This is a genomic window from Micromonospora sp. NBC_00362, from assembly GCF_026342155.1.
Lineage (GTDB): Bacteria > Actinomycetota > Actinomycetes > Mycobacteriales > Micromonosporaceae > Micromonospora > Micromonospora hortensis.
Genome location: NZ_JAPENH010000002.1, coordinates 153,661 through 170,370 on the forward strand (window position 1 = coordinate 153,661; position 16,710 = coordinate 170,370).

At 69.8% G+C, this 16,710-nt stretch carries 14 protein-coding genes and 2 pseudogenes; 12 read left to right on the forward strand and 4 right to left on the reverse strand.

The window, feature by feature from the left end; translation table 11 throughout:
• Positions 1 to 49 precede the first annotated feature (49 nt).
• Positions 50 to 733 carry a response regulator transcription factor gene (locus tag OG992_RS32670; RefSeq protein WP_323182016.1) on the forward strand — a complete coding sequence of 228 codons (684 nt, stop codon included), beginning with the start codon at positions 50 to 52 and terminating at the stop codon, positions 731 to 733.
• Positions 730 to 2,181 carry a HAMP domain-containing sensor histidine kinase gene (locus tag OG992_RS32675; protein ID WP_266305375.1) on the forward strand — a complete coding sequence of 484 codons (1,452 nt, stop codon included), beginning with the start codon at positions 730 to 732 and terminating at the stop codon, positions 2,179 to 2,181. The genes OG992_RS32670 and OG992_RS32675 overlap by 4 nt, the downstream gene beginning before the upstream one ends.
• Positions 2,182 to 2,338: 157 nt before the next feature.
• Here the strand turns inward: OG992_RS32675 and OG992_RS32680 are convergent, their stop codons facing one another.
• Positions 2,339 to 4,480: an MMPL family transporter gene (locus tag OG992_RS32680; protein ID WP_266305376.1), complete on the reverse strand. Its 2,142-nt coding sequence runs from the start codon at positions 4,478 to 4,480 to the stop codon at positions 2,339 to 2,341.
• 604 nt (positions 4,481 to 5,084) lie between these two features.
• Here OG992_RS32680 and OG992_RS32685 point away from each other — a divergent pair.
• On the forward strand, positions 5,085 to 7,247 hold the full coding sequence (locus OG992_RS32685; protein ID WP_266305377.1) for a hypothetical protein: 2,163 nt from the start codon (positions 5,085 to 5,087) through the stop codon (positions 7,245 to 7,247).
• A gap of 108 nt (positions 7,248 to 7,355) precedes the next feature.
• On the opposite strand, the pseudogene OG992_RS32690 reads toward OG992_RS32685, so the two are convergent.
• A pseudogene (locus OG992_RS32690) lies at positions 7,356 to 7,610 on the reverse strand (hypothetical protein); the annotation flags it as partial.
• A gap of 240 nt (positions 7,611 to 7,850) precedes the next feature.
• Here OG992_RS32690 and OG992_RS32695 point away from each other — a divergent pair.
• The 6 genes and pseudogenes from OG992_RS32695 to OG992_RS32720 all read left to right on the forward strand — a co-directional run.
• The gene (locus OG992_RS32695; protein WP_266305378.1) at positions 7,851 to 8,732 is read left to right on the forward strand and encodes an ABC transporter ATP-binding protein; all 882 of its coding nucleotides are present in this window, start codon (positions 7,851 to 7,853) and stop codon (positions 8,730 to 8,732) included.
• A 26-nt stretch (positions 8,733 to 8,758) separates the two neighbouring features.
• Positions 8,759 to 9,478, forward strand: a complete 720-nt coding sequence (locus tag OG992_RS32700; protein WP_238684315.1) for an ABC transporter permease — start codon at positions 8,759 to 8,761, stop codon at positions 9,476 to 9,478.
• Positions 9,475 to 9,615 carry a hypothetical protein gene (locus OG992_RS32705; protein ID WP_238684316.1) on the forward strand — a complete coding sequence of 47 codons (141 nt, stop codon included), beginning with the start codon at positions 9,475 to 9,477 and terminating at the stop codon, positions 9,613 to 9,615. Before OG992_RS32700 ends, OG992_RS32705 begins: the two co-directional genes overlap by 4 nt.
• A gap of 261 nt (positions 9,616 to 9,876) precedes the next feature.
• Positions 9,877 to 10,941: a PHB depolymerase family esterase gene (locus OG992_RS32710; RefSeq protein ID WP_238684317.1), complete on the forward strand. Its 1,065-nt coding sequence runs from the start codon at positions 9,877 to 9,879 to the stop codon at positions 10,939 to 10,941.
• 84 nt (positions 10,942 to 11,025) lie between these two features.
• On the forward strand, positions 11,026 to 11,916 hold the full coding sequence (locus OG992_RS32715; RefSeq protein ID WP_238684318.1) for an NAD(P)H-binding protein: 891 nt from the start codon (positions 11,026 to 11,028) through the stop codon (positions 11,914 to 11,916).
• 27 nt (positions 11,917 to 11,943) lie between these two features.
• A pseudogene (locus OG992_RS32720) lies at positions 11,944 to 12,081 on the forward strand (DUF4260 family protein); the annotation flags it as partial.
• A gap of 204 nt (positions 12,082 to 12,285) precedes the next feature.
• Here OG992_RS32720 and OG992_RS32725 read toward each other — a convergent pair.
• Entirely contained in the window at positions 12,286 to 12,885 is a 600-nt protein-coding gene (locus OG992_RS32725) for a TetR/AcrR family transcriptional regulator (RefSeq protein WP_238684319.1), read from the reverse strand.
• A gap of 108 nt (positions 12,886 to 12,993) precedes the next feature.
• On the opposite strand from OG992_RS32725, the gene OG992_RS32730 reads away from it, so the two are divergent.
• Entirely contained in the window at positions 12,994 to 13,761 is a 768-nt protein-coding gene (locus OG992_RS32730) for an SDR family NAD(P)-dependent oxidoreductase (protein ID WP_238684320.1), read from the forward strand.
• A gap of 8 nt (positions 13,762 to 13,769) precedes the next feature.
• Here OG992_RS32730 and OG992_RS32735 read toward each other — a convergent pair whose 3' ends face one another.
• The gene (locus OG992_RS32735; protein WP_238684399.1) at positions 13,770 to 14,348 is read right to left on the reverse strand and encodes a TetR/AcrR family transcriptional regulator; all 579 of its coding nucleotides are present in this window, start codon (positions 14,346 to 14,348) and stop codon (positions 13,770 to 13,772) included.
• Between the two features lie 153 nt (positions 14,349 to 14,501).
• Here OG992_RS32735 and OG992_RS32740 point away from each other — a divergent pair, with 153 nt between their 5' ends.
• Together OG992_RS32740 and OG992_RS32745 are read left to right on the forward strand one after the other, a co-directional pair.
• Positions 14,502 to 15,521, forward strand: a complete 1,020-nt coding sequence (locus tag OG992_RS32740; RefSeq protein ID WP_266305379.1) for an aldo/keto reductase — start codon at positions 14,502 to 14,504, stop codon at positions 15,519 to 15,521.
• A 118-nt stretch (positions 15,522 to 15,639) separates the two neighbouring features.
• On the forward strand, positions 15,640 to 16,518 hold the full coding sequence (locus OG992_RS32745) for an LLM class flavin-dependent oxidoreductase (RefSeq protein ID WP_266305380.1): 879 nt from the start codon (positions 15,640 to 15,642) through the stop codon (positions 16,516 to 16,518).
• The last annotated feature ends 192 nt before the right edge of the window (positions 16,519 to 16,710 follow it).

Sequence of the window (16,710 nt, forward strand, 5' to 3'; positions counted from 1 at the left end):
GATCGGCGAGGATGAGCGCAAAACCATCAACTGGAGGGAGCGGGCCGGCGTGCAGATCATGATCGTCGACGACGAGGCGGCCATCCGTGAGTCGCTGGAGCGGGTGCTTCAGGTCGAGGGTTACGGCACTAGCACCGCCGCCAACGGTCTCGCCGTGCTCGACGGGATCGGTGGCGCGGCGCCGGATCTGCTGATCCTCGACGTGATGATGCCCCGCCTCGGCGGGTTGGAGACCTGCCGGCGGTTGCGGGCGGCGGGTCGAGATCTGCCGGTGCTGATGCTGACCGCCCGGGATCAGGTCTCCGACCGGGTCGCGGGGCTGGACGCGGGCGCCGACGACTACCTGCCCAAGCCGTTCGCCACCGAGGAGTTGCTGGCCCGGGTCCGGGCTCTGCTGCGCCGCCGCGCGCCGGGCGACGACGAGTCGCAGATCCTGTCGTTCGCCGACGTCCGGCTCGATCCCGACAGGTTCGAGGCCTGGCGGGGTGGGCGGCCGCTGTATCTGACCCGGACCGAGTTCTCCCTGCTACAGGTTCTCGTGCGCAATGCGACCCGGGTGTTGACCCGCGACGTGCTGTTCGAGGCGATCTGGGGCTTCGACATGAGCACCACAGCCAACAACCTCCAGGTGTACGTGAGCTATCTGCGCCGCAAGATGGAGGCCGAGGGTGAGCCGCGACTGATTTACACGCTGCGCGGCTTGGGGTACACGCTGCGGGAGACTCCTCCGTGAGCAGACCCGCCGGCCGGGAACCGCGACGGCCGACCCGATGGTGGCGCCGGCGGTCCCTGCGGACCAGGCTGACGGTGATCGCGGCGACGGCCATCGCGGTCAGCGTCTTCGTGGCCTTCCAGGTGGCCAGCGAGCTACTGGACTCGGAGCTGCAGGACAACGCCGAAAATCAGTTACGCGCGGACTCCCGCGTCCTGGCGACGACCGTGGAGCCCACCGGTCTGGCGCAGGTCCACCTACCGCCGTATCCCGGGTCCGGTCGGCTGGTGCGGGTCATCCTGCCCGACGGCTCGACCCGGACGCCGGCCGGCCAACCCGCGCTGCCCCCCGTCAGCGGGCACGCCGGGCGCGTGGCGCAGGGGGCGTCGGCCGACCTGATGGAGTCGAACGACAGCGACGACGACGGCTACCTCATCTACACGCTGCGGGTGGGCGACGGCGCGGTCCAGGTGGCCCGCAACAGCGACGACACCCCGATCAACCGATTCGGGTTTGGCATGCTGCTGATCGGACTGCTCTGCGTGGCCGGGGGCGCCCTTGTCGGGCGGACCGTGGCGCGGACCGGACTGGCACCGATCGACCGGCTGACCGCCGCCGCGGTTCGTGTCGCGCAGACCCGGGACCTCGACGCCGACATCCCGGACGAGGGCGGCGGGGAGATCCGGAGGCTGATCCAGTCAATCAACGACATGCTCGCCGCGCTTCGGGACTCCCGGCGGGCCCAGCGGCTGCTCGCCGAGGACGCCGCCCACGAACTCAAGACCCCGCTCACCAGCCTACGCCTCAACGTTGAGCTGCTGATCCGGCTCGATCGGCGCGGCACCCTGGACAGCGCACTGCCGGCGGAGAGTCGGACCCGGCTGCTCAACGATCTCGGCGCCCAGGTGGCCGAGTTGAGCACCCTTGCCGCCGAGCTGACCGACCTGGCGCGCGGCGACGTCAGCGACGAGAGCACCGAGCTGCTCGATTTCGCCGACGTGGTGGTGGCCGCCGCGACCCGGGCGCGTTCCCGCGTGCCCGACATCGAGGTCGCGCTCGACGTGACCTCCGTCTGGGTGAGCGGGCGTCCCGCTGCGCTCCAGCGGGCGGTGCTCAACCTCATCGACAACGCCGGCAAGTGGTCCCCCGCTGAGCAGCCGGTCCAGGTCCGGCTCCGTGCCGAGGGCACGTCGGCGGTCCTCGAGGTCGACGACGCCGGGCCGGGCATCGACGCCGCCGACGTACCGCGGGTGTTCGACCGGTTCTACCGTGCCGGCAGCGCCCGGGCGCTGCCGGGATCAGGTCTGGGCCTGTCGATCGTGCAGCGGGTCGTCGACGCCCACGCTGGCCGGGTCACCGTCGCCCGGTCCGCACGCGGCGGCGCGCTGCTGCGCATCATCCTTCCGGCCGCCGCCCCGCCCGCTCGGGTCACCCGGCTCAGCGCGGGGGTGGACACGGTGGCGCTCTGACCCTCCGCGGCACGGCGCCGGGACCGCGCGCGGTGCCAGGACCCGCCGCAGCGGGCGGCGCAGGACAAGGGCGGCGGACACGGTGACGGCCGCCGGGCCAGGACAAGGATCCGGGACGGGCAAGGGCCCGTCCCGGATCTCGACTGTGCCGCCGCGCTCACCGTTGCGGCGCGGGCCCCTCCACGAGCGGCCGTTGATCGTCCGGCAACTCCGCCGGTCGGGACAACCGGCTCGGCCACCACATCCGTGAGCCGATCAGCAGGGTGAGGGCGGGCACCAGGACCGACCGCACCAGCAAGGCGTCGAGCAGCACGCCGAAGGCGACCAGGAACCCGACCTCGATCAGCATCACCAGCGGAAGTGAGGCGAGAACCGCGAACGTGGCCGCTAGGACCAGGCCTGCCGAGGTGATGACGCCGCCGGTGGCGGAGAGGGCTTTGAGCATGCCCTCTCTGGTGCCGAGGCGCACGCTCTCCTCCCGGGCCCGGCTGGCCAGGAAGATGTTGTAGTCGATGCCGAGCGCCACCAGGAACAGGAATGCCAGCAGCGGCACCGAATAGTCGACGCCCTTGAACCCGAGGACCGTGTCGAAGACGAACACGCTGCCGCCGAAGGCTGCGGCGAATGAGACGATCACGGTCGCCATCAGGACCAGCGGGGCCACGATCGCTCGGAGCAGTAGCCCGAGGACGATCAGGACGACGGTGAGCACCAACGGGATCACCAGCTTCTCGTCGCGGGTGGTGGTGACCTCGGTGTCGAGGTTCTCCGCGCTCGGCCCGCCGACGATCGCCTCCGCCCCGTTCACCGCGTGCACGGCGGCACGCACCCGCTTGATCGTGTCGTACTCCGCGGCGGTGTCCGGCGCGTCGGTCGGGAACACGGAGATGTCGGCCCAGCCTCCGCTGGTCTGCCCCGGGACGACCAGGGCCACACCGCGAATGCCCTGGACAACGTCGAGCACCCGCTCCTGGTGCGCCGGCCGCGTGAAGATCGTCATCGGCTGACCGCCGAGCTCCGGGAAGTGCTGGCGGAGGACGGTGAAGCCGGTGACCGACTCCGGCGCGGACAGGAACTGGTCCTGCTCCCGCAGGGCGCCGGTGTTGCCCACCAGCCCGATGGCGAGCACGCCGAGGACTCCGAGCGAGCCGAGCGTCGCCACCCACCGGCGGCGACTGATGGCGGTGCCGAGCCGTCCCCACAGCCCCGGCTTCTCCTGCACGGCCGTGTTGAACCGCGGGATGGCCGGCCAGAAGATCCGCCTGCCAAGCACCACGAGCACCGCCGGGAACAGCGTCAGCATGGCCACCAGCGCGCACATGATGCCGGCCGCGCCGATCGGGCCCAACCCGCTGGTGCTGTTCAGGTCGGCGACGAGCAGGCAGAGCAGGCCAGCGATCACGGTGGCCGCGGACGCGACGATGGCCGGCGCCGCGCCGCGGAGCGCGTGGACCATCGCGACCCGGACGTTCTCGTGGTGGTGCAGTGTCTCCCGGTACCGGGCGATCAGCAACAGCGCGTAGTCCGTGCCGACGCCGAATACCAGGATCGTCAGCAGCGCCGAGTTCTGGTCGTTGATCACGATGCCGAAGCCCTTGACGAGCAGGTAGACGGTCGCCATCGCGGTCAGTGCGGCCGCGCCCACAGCCATGAGCGGGATGAACCACAACACCGGACTGCGGTAGGTGAGGATCAGCAGGAGCGTGACGACGACGACGGTGGTGAGGAAGACCTGCAGGTCGACGCCGTCGAAGACGGCGTCCATGTCGCCGTCGACCGCGGCGGGTCCGGTCACGTCGAGTTCCAGGCCGGCGGGGCGGTCCTTCGCAGCCTCACGCAATGGGCCGACGATGGTCTCCGGTGCGCCGTATGTCGTGCTCACATCCAGGGTGAACATCATCGCCTTGCCGTCGGTGGAGGGTCTCGTCGGCGGGCCCTCCTCGTCCTCGCCGCCCGCCGCCGTCACCTTCGGCGGGTACCGCTTGGCAAGGGTGTTGTGGTGGCGCTCGACCGACGCGCGGTCGGCGTCGGTCATGCCGCCGGCGCGCTGGTACACGAAGACGAACGTGTTGTCCTCACCGCCGGGGAGGCTGTCCTCCAGCACCGCCACCCTGGTGGACTCGGCGCTGGCCGGCAGGGTGTCGACGGCTCTGTCGGTGGTGACCGAGCTCAACTTCCCGCTCAGCGGCACCATGACCGCCGCCAGCGCCACCCACAACCCGATCACCAACCATGGCACCCAGCGGCCTGCCAAGCGACCGGCCGGCGCTTCCCCGGGCGGCGCTGCCTTGACTGCCATCACTGCTTCCTCCATACGGGTCAGTTCGCTCATCTGATGCCGACTTCGTACCGAGCGAATCTGAGACGACCGTTAATGCGCCGCTCAGGCCGGGTGGCCGAATGAGGTGCCGAGCGCACGCACCAGCGCGGCGGTGTCCAGATCCTGCGCGGTGGGCACGGCCCAGGCGACGCAGCGTCGGTCCGGATCAGCTACGCGTCGACGTCCATCCGGTCCGTGCGGGCGGTGACGGTGTCGACCCGTCCAGTCCACGCGGCCGCGGCGTCGCGGACCTTCGCGCGGTCTGATCGTCGACGGACCCGGCTCAGGCGCGGCGCGCGTCGCGCCTCACCGGTCATCCCGCGCCACACCCCTCGAGCCGACCCTGTCTCAGGCCAGTCTGGTCGTGCGCGCTCGGGCCGCCGGAACCGCACGCTCACCGAGGCGCCGGATGCGGGGGCAGGCGAGGTCTGCGCCTGTCGCGAGTGGGTAAGCGCGGTCGACACCGGTTTCGTCCGCGCTGATTCGTCGTGAGGTCAGGATGCCGAAGTTGCCGCCACCCGGCACCGGGCGCGAGTCACCGCGTCCCCCGCCCCGCGACGTCGTGGAACTGCGGGTGTACGGCGTGTCGAGTGCCGACGCGGACGCCGTCCTCGATCGGCCGCAGCTGCGCCGTGTGGCCGGCGACCACAAGGGCGGCTTTTATCGTCCGCGGGAGGGGAACGGTGCCACGGGAGGCGCCTGCGGCTCGGTGCTGGAGACATACCGGTGGAGTGAGTTGCCAAGCGGAACTGCGGTGAGGACGCTGTCGCTGGTGTTCCTGTTGCCGTTTATGTTGTGCAACGCGGCGGCGTGGATGCGGCCGCGAGCGAACGTCAGTGGGAGTGTGGTCCGGGTCGGTTGCCGGCTGGTTGGTCTGAGCCTTACGGCCCTGTACGTCCTGTCCTTCGTGGGTGTGGGGTTGGACCTGCTTGCTGTCAAGTGCATGTCCCGGGCTGAGTGCTTGGGCGGCCGAACCTGGTTGTCGTGGCTCGGTGGTCAACCGGCCGGTTTGCGTTTGGCGGTGCTGTCGCTGGTGCCTGTGGGCGCTCTCTGGGTATTGCAGCTCGCCGGACCCCGCTGCGGACACTGGTACAACAACTTCATCCCGCCGACGGCGACGCGAACGAAGGCGGACACGCCTCTCGGCGCGATCGGAACGCCCGACGCGTTTCCCGGAGCGGAACGACTGCGGTTCATCCATCTGGCGACGGGCCTCGCTGTGATCGACCTCAGCCTCGTCGCGGCGCTGTGGTCGGCCCGCGGTCCTGACGTGCTTGACCTTCTTCTAGGAGTGACGGCGTCAGCTGTCACAGTGGGCTGTGTTCTGTTATGCGTGTCCGAGAGGGTCGTCGCCCGATCGGGTCTGGCGGTCGACGTCGTCGTTCGTGTGCTACGCCTCATTGCCGTGGTGACGACGGTCGTCGTCATCTGTCGTGCGGCGCTCGATCGGACCGCGTGGCCCCCCGTGGAGGGTCTGCCCGGCCACGCCCGGGCGGTGGTCATGGTGTTCGTGACCCAAGGCGTGCTCCTGGCGCTGCTGGGGACAGCGGCACTGGTGGGCCGTTATCGCGCAGGCGGTGGTCGCGTGCTCCTACACGGTTTGGGTGCACCGCTGTTCGCGTGCCTTGCCGTGGGGCTGGCGGTCATCTACGCGACCGAGTTCAACTACCGGGTCTCGGACTACCTCGATCGTGATTTGCCTACACCTGACGTGCAGCCCACCAGCCCGGTGCTGCCGTACAAGTGGACCATGTTCGGCTTCTTTGTGTCGGTCTTCGCAGCCGCAGCAACCGGTGCGGTCATGGTCGTGCTGTCGCGACGTCACCGGAGGCGGGCGGCGGAAGAGATCGTCGCCCGAGACTTCCCCTGTGCGGATGCGCGGGCGAACGGACGACGGGCAGAGGTGCGTGACGCGATCGCTCGGGCTCAATTCACCGAGTGGCTCGCTCCGCTCGCGGCAATGTACTGCTGCATCGTCGCGCTGAGCTTGGGTTTTTCCGCGCTGGGTCTGGTCGAGCTGCAACCCAGTTTCGCCGCTGAGCACCTGGCGAGCCTGCCGCCCGACTTCGTGAGCGCCGGTACGCACTTCGGCAGCTACCTGATGGCGCTGGTCTTCCTCGGCTTGTTGATTGGAGGATTGTTCGCGTATCGAACGTCGGTCTTCCGCCGGTACATCGGGGTGCTCTGGGACCTCGGTATGTTCTGGCCTCGCGTCGCCCAGCCCTTCGCCCCACCGTGTTACGCCGAACGCGCCGTACCCGAACTCGCTCGCCGGATCACCGTGCTTGCGGGTAGAGGGCACGGTGTGCTGGTCGCGGCCCACAGTCACGGGTCCGTGTTGGCTGTGGCCAGCATTCTGCAACTTGAGCCGCAGGTGCTCGACAGGGTCGCACTGCTAACCCACAGTTCCCCGTTAAGACGCCTGTACAGCGCGCTGTTCCCGGCATACGTCGGCGCGGAGGTATTGCGCGAGGTGGGCCGTCATGTCGGCTGGCGGTGGGTGAACCTGTGGCGGGATACCGATCCGATCGGCGGCTGGATCTTCAATAGTGCAGATGCCGGTGAGCGCGGCGCGCGACAGGCCCCCGACATGACCGTGGACCGCCGGCTCAGGGATCCGCAGTGCCTTGACGCGCAGGGCGAAGACACCGTATGGGCGCCGATACGGGCCCACCGGCCCGGTGTGACGGACGATCGATACGACAGGGCAGTCTGCGACCTTTCCGAACGCCTTCGAAACGGTTGAAGACGCCAGCTCACCTGCGAGCAGGGCCCGCGAGACCATCGCCGTCGGCGATCATCGGCGGGGCAGCGCGGAAACACCCCGCCCGTTCATCACCGTGCTGGCACGGGATCAGTGATCGTCAGGGTCGATATAGCGGTCGGGGTTGGTGGAGATGTTGTGGGGGCCGTGGTCCGACGGCAGATCGTGCAGCCATCGGCGCAGGCCGGGGTCGGTGGTGAGGGTCCAGGCGGGGCCGGCGGGGTGCTCGTCGTGCAGGCCGGTGGCCACGGGCATGGCGGTGGGCACACCGGCGAGGGCGTCGAGCAGGCTGGCCTCGCGGCGGCGGTGGGGCACGCGCAGCAGGACGGGGTATCGGGGGCCGTAACCACCAGGTCCGCGCATCGGTGTAGAGCAGGACCACGGCGGCGATCACGACCGGCGGCAGTGACGTGGCGAGGTTGAGCCGGCGCAGCCTCCCCTGCGTCGACTTCCGTGAAGCGCGGCATCGAGCGGTCACCGTGTCAGTATCCGACGGCCACCAGTCTCGAACAGTGACACCGCGTCACTTGTAGCCGTGACGTAGTTGCACTGACGGTCGGCCGCCATCGCTGCTGTCATGGGGACATGACCACGACCCCCGTCATCGACGTCGACCGGCTGAACCTCACCTACGGCGACTTCCACGCCGTCAAGGACCTCTCCTTCCAGGTGCGGCCCGGAGAGCTGTACGCCCTGCTGGGCACCAACGGCGCCGGAAAGACCTCGACCCTGGAGGTCATCGAGGGACACCGCAGGCCGGCCTCCGGCACGGTCCGTGTTTTCGGGCACAGCCCCGACGACCGGCGCGCGGTACGTCCCCGAATGGGCGTCATGCTCCAGGAGAGCGGATTCTCCCCAGACCTCACCGTCCGTGAGTCCGTCGGTCTGATCGGCCGGCTCAGCGGGCGTAGCGACGACGTCGACCGGGTGCTCGACCTCGTCGACCTCACCGCCCGAGCCGGCCGCAAGGTGTCGCAACTTTCCGGCGGAGAGAAGCGGCGGCTGGACTTCGCCACCGCCGTCTACGGCACCCCGGAGCTGATCTTCCTCGACGAGCCGACCACCGGCCTCGACATCCAGTCCCGCGACGCCGTCTGGGCGACCGTCGACCGCCTCCGGGAGAACGGCGCGACCATCGTGCTCACCACCCACTACCTGGAGGAGGCACAACAACGCGCCGACCGCATCGGACTGATGCACCAGGGCACCCTCCACCGCGAGGGCACCGTGGCCGAACTGACCCGCACCCTGCCGGCCGTCATCCGCTTCTCCCTCCCGGCCGGGGCGCCGGCGTTGCCGCTGCAGGCCGCGGTCACCGTCAAGGGCAAGGTGGTGGTCGAGACCTTCGGTTTGCAGAAGGACCTGCACGTCCTGCTCGCGTGGGCCCAGGACCACGCCGTCGAGCTGCAGGGCTTGGAGGCTGGGCCGACCCGCCTCGACGACGTCTTCCGCGCCATCAGCAACTGACCCGTTATCTCGACAGGAGCGCCACCGTGTTGTCCATCGCCGCAAGCGAGCTGATCCAGATCTTCCGCAACCGACTGGTGCTGATCACCAGCCTCATCATCCCGGTAGTCGTCAGCGCGTACTTCGTCCGCCAGCACGAGACCTTCGCCGACATCGGCAGCCTCGGCTACATCGCCGCGATCGTGATGTTCACAATCGCCGCGTTCGGGCTCTACGCCACCGCCGTCACCACCCTGGCGTCCCGGCGACAGAACCTCTTCCTCAAGCGGCTGCGCTCCACCGCCGCAAGCGACACCGGCATCATCGCCGGCCTGCTGCTGCCCGTCGTCGTCATCGCCCTGATCCAGGTGACCGCGATCCTGATCGCCCTGGCCGTCGTCGCCGGCAAGCCGGCGAACGTCGCCCTGCTCGTGGTGGCGACCCTCGCGACACTGGCCATGATGATCGGCCTGGCCCTGGCCACCGCCGGGCTGACCAACTCACCCGAGCACGCCCAGGTCACCACCCTGCCAGTGACGCTCGGCGTGATCGCCGTGGCCACCTGGGTGGGCATCACCGGCACCGAGGACCTCGCCTGGCTCAAGCGGCTGCTGCCCGGCGGCGCAGCCACCCAACTGACCGTGAACGCCTGGAACGGCGGCGTCGCCGTGACCGACTCCCTGCTCCTGCTCGCACCCACGCTCGCCTGGGTCGCCGTCGCCGTCAACCTTGCCATCCGACTCTTCCGCTGGGAACCCCGCCGATGACCACCGAACCCCGGTCGGGCAACCCGACCTTGGGCGAATGGGGCGCCGACGCCGCGGCGGAGGCCGCTACCCGCACCGTGACGGCCGCGGTCGTCAACAGCGCCATCGCGGCCATCACAGTGCTTCCTCGCAGCTAGTGCGACCGAGTGGAACTACGCAGGGGCAGCCCCACCACATCGTCCGCCGGTGCCACCACACCTGTGACGACATCGACACCCACCCGAGGTGTACGGCGCTTTGCTCGCCGAGCTCAGCCTGCTCGGGCTGCGCCATGCCTGGCGCGGGACGACTACGACGCCGGTGGCGGCGTCGGGCTACCTCAGCTATCCGGCATACCCAACCCCACGCCGCGCCGTGTCGACATCCACTAGACGTCCCGTACAAGAAAGGAGACGCGCGTGACCTCCACGCCTTCCGCGCCGGATGCCGACGCCGAACCCACCCGTCCTCGGCGACGGCGGTGGCTCCGGATCGTATCCGGCATCCTCGCCACCGTGGTGGCCGCCGTCAGCCTCGGCGTCGCCGCCCTTCAGCTCGGCCTGCCCTGGCAGGTGGGCGACGGCGACCGCAACCACGTCTACCAGGGCGATGCCGGTTCGCAGCGCTACCAGGTCCACCTTCCGCCCCAGCACAAGGGGACGGCCCGGCTGCCGGTCGTCATGGCAATCCACGGCTGCGGCATGACCGGCTACGGATGGAACTCCATGAAATCCACGACGCAGTTCAACCGCTTGGCCGACCGGAAGGGCTTCATCGTCGCCTACCCCACACAACTGATCTCCCGCAACCTGATCGCCTGCTGGAACTCCGCTGACCCACGGCATCAACACCGGCATGCCGGCGAACCCGCGCTGCTCGCGGGCGTCGCCCGCCAGGTCGTCGAGAAGTACGACGCGGATCCCGCGCGGGTGCACGTGGCCGGCGCCTCGTCGGGCGCGGGAACCGCGGTCATCCTCGCCGCGACCCACCCCGACGTCTTCGCCACGGCGACCTCGGTCGCCGGCGGCGAGTACGGGCTCAACCAGGTCGACCCGGACGACCCGGACTCGACGTCGCCGCTGGACACGGCCCGTCAAGCCTGGGCCCAGATGGGTGAGCGGGCCCGGCGGGTGCCCCTGCTGGTCATCCAGGGCGAGCAGGACGAGGTCGTGCCACCCCTGGTCGCCACGCGACTCGTCGCACAGTGGACCGCCGTGAGCGATCTCGTCGACGACGGACTACCCAACAACAGCCTCAACCCGGCCGAGGAGACCGTGTCCGTGCCAGCCGCCGCGGGCCGGCACGCGTACACGCGTTCGACGATCACCGCGCCGGACGGCTCGCCGATCGTCGAGTCGTACCGTGTCCAGGACATGGGGCACGCCTGGCCCGGCCCCGACGGCGACGGCCGCTACACCGATCACGCGGGCCCCGACGCCAGCCAGATCGTATGGGAGTTCGCCGAGCGCCACCCGATGCCGTGAGGACTCCGCCGGCCCGGCCGCGCCTACCGGGGATGCGACCGGGGGTTGACCCACACGAGTTACCAACCAAAGGAGTGGTTCACGGTGCGGAGTTCGCAATCGGCTGAGACCGGCGCGACCCGGGTGCTGGTGACCGGCGTCCGCGGCAAGACAGGCCTACCACTGGCGGAGCTGCTCGTGGCACGACGAGACGTCGAGGTGCTCGGCGGCAGCAGCGATCCGGCCACCATCGGCATCGACGGCGTTCGCCCTACCGCCTTCTCCTGGGACGAGCCGTCGGGGTGGGCGGCGGCGACCGAGGACGTCGACGCCGTGTACGTGGTCCGGCCGGACCGCGCGGACGCGTCGGAACTCGTCGCTGCGTTGCTGGCCGGAACGTCGCCCAGGGTCCGGGTGGTCCTGCTGTCCGACCAGGACGGTGGCCACCCGGGCCCGGACCATCCGGGGCCCGTCGGTTGGGCGCCGCGCGTCGAGCGTGTGGTACGCGACAGCGGGCGCCCCTGGACGGTCCTGCGGCCGGGCTGGTTCATGCAGGTGCTCACCGATCCGCGCTTCTACCGCGACCAGATTGTCGGTGCCGGTGAGCTGCCGTTTCCCAGCAGCGGCGCAACGGTGGCCTGGATCGACGCCCGGGACATCGCGGCAGTCGCCGCGCGGGCGCTGCTCGAGGACGGGCATTCCGGCCGGACGTACCGGATCTCCGGTCCGGAGGCACTGTCGTTGCCGCGCACCGCGGAGCTGCTCTCCGCCGCGGCCGGGCATCCCGTGACCCACCGGGACGTGACCGTCGACGAGGCTGTTGCCGGTCTTGAGGGCTTCGAACGAGACCTCTCCGCGCTGACGTTCGAGCGGGTGCGCGCCGGCGGCTTCGCGGAGGTGACCGACACCGTCGAGCAGGTCATCGGACGGCCGGCGCGTACGCTGTGGAGCTTTCTCGCCGACACCGAGCCGGCGTTGCGGCGCAGGGATCGCTGACACCCGGGACGGCCGACCGCGGTCGACCGCGCCCTTGGTTACGGCCTGAAGACGACCGAGGGGTTCGATCACACACATCTCGGTCGGATCGGGAAGGCCCGCCGGGCTCAACCAGGCGGACCCGGTCCTACCTCTTCGGGCGCGCCGAAGAGGTCTCCAGCCTGAAGGGCCCGCTCAGGATGATGCCGTGGGATCGGTGTCTCCGATGACGGACGCGCGGCGGGCTTCAGCCCGCTCACCCGCACCGCTGTACATCGATTCACACCACACCTGCAGGCGCGGCGTCAGGCGACCCGAGACGCCGGTCGGCGCCAGCCATCGGCCCGTACGAGTCCCTGGTTCGCCGGGAGCCAGGGAGATCCGCAGCGGTCAGCGCGTCGGCCAGGCGGCCATGGCCAGTTCCGCGGTATCGGTGAGCTCCGCCGCCGTGGCGCCATCCCGGGCGCGCTGGGACATGCCGTGCATGACGGCCGTGAAATACGCGGCAAGCTTGCGGGGGTCGGCTGCCGCCGGTAGTTCGCCCTCTTGCCGGGCGGTTGTCAGGCGCTTCTCGAAGGTGCCGACGCTGGCGTTGCGCAGGTCGCGCATGTAGGTGGCGACATCGGTGTCGGCCGCAGCCGCGCTGCAGAGCAGGTTTCCGGCCGGCGTCTCGGCGTCGGTGTACATCGCCGCCGCGTCGAGCAGGATGCGGTGGAAGGCATCGAAGGCCGTCGGCTCCCTGGCCATGGCTGCCCAGACGAACTCGCCGGCCGGGGAGCGACCGTACGCCTCGATGACCTCGTTGAACAGGGACCTCTTGTCGCCGAACGCCGCATAGAGACTGCCGGGCCGGATGCCCATCGCCCGGGTCAGGTCGTTGATCGAGGTCCCCTCGTACCCGTTCTCCCAGAACAGGCGGGTGGCGGCCGCCAGTGCCGCCGCCCGGTCGAAGGTCGGCGGCCGGCCTCGCCGTACCTCTGGTGTGTCCATGACCCCATTCTAGAGCGATCGCTCAAAAGCGGGCTGGAGATTTGTTGGTGGATCGCTCAAGAAGGAGCTACGGTTCCTCTTGAGCGATCATTCAACAAAGGAGCGGTCATGTCAGGAGCACTGCAGAACAAAGTGGCCGTCGTCACCGGCGGCAGTCACGGAATCGGCCGGGCGACCGTCGAGCGGTTCGCCCGTGACGGGGCGACGGTCGCCGTCGGCTATGGCCACGACGAGGCGGCGGCCCGCGACACGGTGGAGCGCATCCGCAAGGAAGGCGGACGTGCATTCGCCGTGCACACCGAGCTGGGCACACCCGGCGACGCGGCTCGCTTCTGGGAGACCTTCGACACGGCGGGCCGGGAGCTCGTGCCCGACGGGAAGATCGACATCCTCGTCCACAACGCCGGCAAGGGAAGCTTCGCCCGACTGGCCGACCTCCCCGAGGACGAGTTCGACCAGGTGATGGCCGTGAACGTGAAGGCGCCGTTCTTCATCACGAAGCACGCGCTGCCGCGACTGCGCGACGGCGGCCGGATCATCAACGTCTCCAGCACCGCGGCCAGAGTCGGAAGCCCGGATCTGCTGGCCTACGGCGTCAGCAAGGCGGCGCTGAACTGGTTCAGCTACGACATGGCGCTGGATTTGGGCCTCCGCGGGATCACCGTCAACGCGGTGTCACCCGGCATCGTCATGACCCGGAACAGCCAATATCTGGTCGACAATCCGGAACTCGCGGCGCAGCAGACGGCGCGCGTCGCCCTCGGCCGGCTCGGCGAGACGGACGACGTGGCCAGCATCATCGCCTTCCTCGCCTCGGACGAGGGGCGCTGGGTGACCGGTCAGGTCATCGACGCTTCGGGCGGCACCGCGCTCTGAAACAGGTCCTAGCGGACGCGAAGCCCGGCCACGAGGAGGTCGACCAGGCGGCGTGCGTCGTAACGAGGATCGTTGCCCGCGCCGATGCAGAGATTGCCGACGCCGCGCAGCAGCCCGTAGGCGTCCATGTCGGGGCGGATCTCTTGAGCGGCGACGGCGGCGTCGAGGAGTTGGTCGCAGACCGGGACGAGCCGGTCGAGGAAGTAGGCGTGCAGGCTCTGGAAGGCGGCGTCGTCGGACTGTAGCGCTGCGGCGAGACCGTGCTTGGTGACCAGGAAGTCGACGAACAGGTCGATCCACTGCGCCAGGGCGGCGTGCGGTGTGTAGCTGTCGGCCAGCAGGGCCGGTCCCGCCTCGGCGCACGCCTCGATCTGGTGCCGGTAGACGGCGACGATGAGGTCGGCCCGGCTGGGGAAGTGCCGGTAGATCGTGCCCACGCCAACGCCCGCCCGTACGGCGATGTCGCGCACGGGGACGTCGACGCCGGAGGTGACGAACGCCGCGGCGGCAGCGTCGAGCAGGGCCCTCTCGTTGCGCCGGGCGTCGGCCCGCTTGCGCGGGACCGGTCGCTCCGAGCCGCTGTCGATGTCGGCCACGTCGCGTTACCTCCGTCACTCCGCTTGGCATCCGGAACGTCGTTCCGTATGTTGACTATCGGAACCTCGTTCCGCTTACCCACCATACTGACCGGGCGGGCTGCCACCAAACCGTGGACCGCCGGACGCGAAGGAGAAACAATCATGCAATACCGCACCCTGGGTCGCACTGGCGTGCAGGTCAGCACCCTCGTACTCGGCGCGATGAACTTCGGCAAGATCGGCAACACCACCCAGGAGGACGCCACCGCCATCGTCGACGCAGCACTCGACGCGGGGATCAACCTCATCGACACCGCCGACGCCTACAGCGGCGGCCAGTCCGAGGAGATGGTCGGCAAGGCCATCGCCGGCCGCCGCGACGACGTCGTCCTGGCCACCAAGGCGACCCTGCCGATGGGCGACGACCGCAACCAGCGGGGCGGCTCGCGCCGCTGGCTGGTCACCGCGCTGGACAACAGCCTGCGCCGCCTCGGCGTCGACCACGTCGACCTCTATCAGATGCACCGGTGGGACCCGACGACAAGCGACGACGAGACGCTGGCGGCGCTGACGGACCTGCAACGCGCGGGCAAGATCCGCTACTTCGGCTCCTCGACCTTCCCCGCCTACCGCATCGTGCAGGCGCAGTGGGCCGCCCGCGAGGGACATCTGAGCCGATACGTCACCGAGCAGCCGAACTACTCGATCCTGCAACGCGGCATCGAGACCCACGTGCTCCCCGCGACCCAGGAGTACGGCATGGGCGTGCTCGCCTGGAGCCCGCTGGCATCGGGCTGGCTCTCCGGCGCGATCCGCGCCGGCCAGGACATCAGCACGAACCGCTCGGGCTTCATGCGGCAGCGCTACGACATCAGCATCCCCGCCAACCGCGCCAAGCTCGACGCCGTCGAGCAACTCGCCACAGTCGCCGACGAGGCTGGCCTGAGCATCATCCAACTCGCGCTCGGCTTCGTCACCGCACACCCGGGCGTGACCAGCGCGATCATCGGCCCCCGCACGACGGACCACCTCCACTCGCAGCTCGCCGCCGCGGACACGGTGCTCCCCACCGACGTACTGGACGCGATCGACGCGATCGTGGCTCCCGGCGTCGACCTCGCCGCCCACGAGAAGAACGACACCCCGCCCGCTCTACTCGACCCGACGCTGCGCCGCCGCTGATCACCCGGCACGTGTCAGTGACCAGGCGGCAGGCGGACGTGCGCCCACGCGTCCGCCTGCCGCTGACCCGCCGCGCAGCCAGACCTTCCAGCTCGGCGTCGAAAGGACGAACGGACCCATGCCAAGCAAGCCCTCGCCCAGCTTCGGGATCATGACCGCCCCGATGCACGTCGACTACCACGACATCCTGCGGGTATGGCAGGAAGCGGACGCCATCGCCGAGATCGAGCACGCGTGGCTGTTCGACCACCTCATGCCCATCGGTGGCGACCCGGGCGGACCGGCGTACGAAGGCTGGACCCTGCTCTCCGCCCTCGCCGCGCAGACCGAGCGGCTGCGACTGGGCGTGATGGTGACCAGCAACCGCTTCCGGCCTCCCGCGATGCTCGCCAAGATCGCCACGGTCGTCGACATCGTCTCCGGCGGACGCCTCGACTTCGGCATCGGCGTCGGGTCACGGCCTGGTCACCCCCTGGCCCGGCAGGAGTACGCCGCGCACGGCCTGCCTTTCGCCGACACCAACGACGCCGTGGGCAGCCTCGCCGAGGCGCTCACGGTCATCCGTCGACTCTGGACCGACAAGGAGCCGTTCGACTTCCACGGAACGTACGTCGACCTCACCGGAGCGTTCGCCAGCCCCAAGCCCGTGCAGCGCCCGCACCCGCCGATCGTCATCGGTGGCCGCTCCGCCGCCACATTGCGGGTGGTCGCCGAGCACGCGGACATCTGGAACATCGCCAGCGGGGACGTCGACGACGCCGTCAGCCGCAGCACCCTGCTGGAACGCTACTGCGCCGAAATCGGCCGCGACCCCGCATCGATCACCCGCTCGATCAACCTGCCCGTCTCCTATGACCAGCCCAGGCTCACCCGCGACGCCATCGGCAGGGCGATCGGTGCCGGCTTCGGGCACATCGTGCTCACGCTGCCGGCGCCCTACCCCGCTGCCGTCGCGCGTTGGGTCGCCGATGAGCTCATCACCCCGTCCACCGCATAGCGGCCCTGGCGGGTCGGTCTGAAGTGACCTCCGACCCGGGCGGCCGGGGTTGCGTCAGCCACGCCACCACCAAGTCCCCGATCAGTCGTCGGCTGACACGGTTCACCATTTCGGCGGTTGTACGCCCGGCTATTTCCCGCCTACATCAATGACGAGGTCATTCGCGAGATCGTCGTCGCCCGGCTTGAGGCC

Excerpts from the sequence above, each read along its gene's own strand:
- OG992_RS32740 (WP_266305379.1), top strand. The coding sequence starts at position 14,502 with ATGCAATACCGCACCCTGGGTCGCACTGGCGTGCAGGTCAGCACCCTC.
- OG992_RS32680 (WP_266305376.1), bottom strand. The coding sequence starts at position 4,480 with ATGGCAGTCAAGGCAGCGCCGCCCGGGGAAGCGCCGGCCGGTCGCTTG.
- OG992_RS32705 (WP_238684316.1), top strand. The coding sequence starts at position 9,475 with ATGACCACCGAACCCCGGTCGGGCAACCCGACCTTGGGCGAATGGGGC.
- OG992_RS32745 (WP_266305380.1), top strand. The coding sequence starts at position 15,640 with ATGCCAAGCAAGCCCTCGCCCAGCTTCGGGATCATGACCGCCCCGATG.
- OG992_RS32695 (WP_266305378.1), top strand. The coding sequence starts at position 7,851 with ATGACCACGACCCCCGTCATCGACGTCGACCGGCTGAACCTCACCTAC.
- OG992_RS32725 (WP_238684319.1), bottom strand. The coding sequence starts at position 12,885 with ATGGACACACCAGAGGTACGGCGAGGCCGGCCGCCGACCTTCGACCGG.
- OG992_RS32730 (WP_238684320.1), top strand. The coding sequence starts at position 12,994 with ATGTCAGGAGCACTGCAGAACAAAGTGGCCGTCGTCACCGGCGGCAGT.